Origin of the sequence: Protofrankia sp. Cas4 (genome assembly GCF_963555915.1) — a bacterium.
Classification (GTDB): Bacteria; Actinomycetota; Actinomycetes; order Frankiales; family Frankiaceae; genus Protofrankia.
Genome location: NZ_CAUVXL010000190.1, coordinates 1 through 2,601 on the forward strand (window position 1 = coordinate 1; position 2,601 = coordinate 2,601).

Here is a 2,601-nt window from a genome sequence, read left to right on the forward strand (position 1 = left end):
GTCGGCGAGTAGTCGGCCACCCGTCGCGGCATGCCCTTGACGCCTAGCCAGTGCTGGATCAGGAAGGTCAGATGGAAACCGAAGAACAGCGTCCAGAAATGAATCTTCCCGAGCTTCTCGTCGAGCATACGCCCGGTCACCTTCGGGAACCAGAAGTAGATCCCGGCATACGCCGCGAAGACGACCGACCCGAATACCACGTAGTGGAAGTGGGCCACGACGAAGTAACTGTCACTGACGTGGAAGTCGATCGGTGGGCTCGCCAGCAGTACACCGGTCAGACCGCCGAACAGGAAGGTCACGAGAAAGCCCAACGCGAAGAGCATCGGCGTCTCGAAACTGATCTGACCCCGCCACAGGGTGCCGATCCAGTTGAAGTACTTCATACCCGTCGGCACCGCGATCAGGAAGGACAGGAACGCGAAGAAGGGCAGCAGGACCGCGCCGGTGACGAACATGTGGTGCGCCCACACCGCTACCGACAGCGCTCCGATTCCGATCGTGGCGAAGACGAGGCCCTTGTACCCGAACAGCGGCTTACGGGAAAAGACCGGCAGCACCTCGCTGATGATGCCGAAGAACGGCAGGGCGATGATGTAGACCTCGGGATGACCGAAGAACCAGAACAGGTGCTGCCACAAAATCGCGCCGCCGTTGGCCGCGTCGAACACGTGGGCACCCAGGCGCCGGTCGGCTTCCAGGGCCAGCAGCGCGCCGGCGAGCACCGGGAAGGCCACCAGCACCAGGATCGAGGTGACGAGGAAGTTCCAGCAGAAGATCGGCAGCCGGAACATCGTCATGCCGGGGGCGCGCAGACAGAGGATCGTTGTGATCATGTTGACGGCACCGAGGATGGTGCCGAGTCCTGACAGCGTCAGGCCCAGGATCCACAGGTCGGCGCCGGAACCTGGAGAGTAGACCGCGTTGTTCAGCGGCGCATAGGCGAACCAACCGAAGTCCGCCGCGCCGTTCGGGGTCAGGAAGCCGGCGATGACGGTCAGGCTTCCGAAGAGGAAGAACCAGAACGACAGGGCGTTGAGCCGTGGGAACGCCACGTCCGGCGAGCCGATCTGCAGCGGGACCAGGAAGTTCGCGAACGCAAACGCCATGGGCGTGGCGAACATCAGCAGCATCAGCGTGCCGTGCATGGTGAAGAGCTGGTTGAACTGCTCGTTCGACAGGAACTGCAGACCTGGCCGGGCCAGCTCCGCCCGCATCATCTCGGCCATGATTCCGGCGAAGAGGAAGAACGCGAAGGCCGTCACGCCGTACATCACGGCGATGTCCTTGTGCGACGTCGTGCGCACATAACCGAGCAGGTTGGTGCGCAACGTGGCGTGGCGTTCCTCGACGTGGCCGGCTGGCGGCTCGTGCACCAGTGTCACTGTCCGCTCCCGCGAGTGGTAGTTCCGGCGGATGTCTGGGTGGTCGCCCCGGCCGCACTCAGCGCGGCCGGCCGGGTCCGCTCGGCGATGAACCGGTCGTACTCGTCACCCGGGACGACCTTCACATAGAAGTTCATCCGATCGTGATCGACCCCGCACAGCTCCGCACAGCGACCGATGAACGTCCCGGTCTTGGTGATCGTGAGCTGGAACTGGTTGATCCGACCGGGGACGACGTCCCGCTTGAACAGGAACTCGGGCACCCAGAAGGAGTGGATGACATCCGGGGACGTCTCGATGAAACGGATCGTGCGGCCCTGCGGGAGTACCAGCACCGCAGGTTCGCCGGGCTGGCCGGTGACCTCCACCGGGATCGTGCCGTTCTGGCCCGTGTCGAGATACCGGAACTGCCAGTTCCACCGGAAACCGATCACGTTGACCGTGACGTCCGGCTTGGCCGGAAGTTTGTCGATCACGACCTCGTCCCGGGCGGTGTAGTAGAACAGCCCGGCAACGATCACCAGCGGCACGATCGTGTACAGGATCTCGACCGGGAGGTTGTACCGCACCTGGCGGGGCAGCTCGTCCGACTTCTTGCGGAACACGATGACCGCATAGAAGATCAGACCCCAGGTGAACACGCCGACGGAGAGCGCCGCGATCGCAGAACCCCGCCACAGGTTCAGGATGCGGGGCGTGAGGTCCGTCACCCCGGCCGGAAAACCGAAGTTGGGTACATCACACGCGGTGGCCGCCACCGCCAGCAGCGCGAAGCCGGTCACCAGCCGTAGCGCCCGCCACGGGGAACCGGATCGGCCAGGGCGCCAACCAACGCTCCTCGCGCGGTTCGTGCTCCCCACCGACGGAGCGTCGGAGGCAGTCGCCATCTCGACATCGGCGGGCAACGGCCGAGTTCGGCCGAAGGATCGGGTCACCAGGTCCTGCCTCCCACGAATGCGCCGATCCGACCGAACCAAGCGGTCGGCGCAAGGCTCTTCGACAAGCTGTAGATGCTGCGGCAGGAGCGTATCCCAGCCGCACCGCCGGCATCTCGTCAGAGCCTGACTCAGCGTCCCAAAGGACGAGACTCGGACCACATCCCAGCGGTCGCAGGCCACCCGACGGGGTGCCAAGACCGACGGGGCGCCACGGCCGGCCGTCGGAATACCGTGAGGAACGTGCCGGTCTACCTTGATCACGCATCCACGGCCGTCCT

General features: G+C 64.7%; 2 protein-coding genes. Both read right to left on the reverse strand.

All coding sequences use genetic code 11. The annotated features are described in order from the left end of the window. A partial coding sequence (locus tag U9979_RS17575) for a cbb3-type cytochrome c oxidase subunit I (RefSeq protein WP_322780240.1) occupies positions 1-1,385 on the reverse strand: 1,385 nt, incomplete at its 3' end. Then, entirely contained in the window at positions 1,382-2,272 is an 891-nt protein-coding gene (gene coxB / locus U9979_RS17580; protein ID WP_416210444.1) for a cytochrome c oxidase subunit II, read from the reverse strand. The genes coxB and U9979_RS17575, both read right to left, overlap by 4 nt. Positions 2,273-2,601: the final 329 nt, after the last annotated feature.